At 46.9% G+C, this 326-nt stretch carries 1 pseudogene; it reads right to left on the reverse strand.

Going from position 1 to position 326, the window contains the following annotated elements:
• Positions 1–326 (reverse strand): annotated as a pseudogene (locus Q0910_RS28570) (hypothetical protein); the annotation flags it as partial.

Here is a 326-nt window from a genome sequence, read left to right on the forward strand (position 1 = left end):
TCACTGTTGTCACCAGAGGCGTTGTCATCCGATAAGTTACATACCGGATCATACGCATCATCGATACCATCGTTATCATTGTCAGTACCACTTGGTGAGGTATAACTACCCGTAGGTTGCGCCTCTACATTGTCTGGAATACCATCATCATCCGCATCAATATCTAAGTAATCCGGGGTCGTATCGCCATCACTGATGGTAGGATTGGTCGTTACAGGATCGCCATCAACATTGCCCTGAGCACTGTCTGGAATACCATCTGCTCCAACATCACCATCTGCAATACCATCATCATCACTGTCTAAACCAGCATTGCCCGTCTCTAC

This window comes from uncultured Aquimarina sp. (assembly GCF_947495315.1).
Lineage (GTDB): Bacteria > Bacteroidota > Bacteroidia > Flavobacteriales > Flavobacteriaceae > Aquimarina.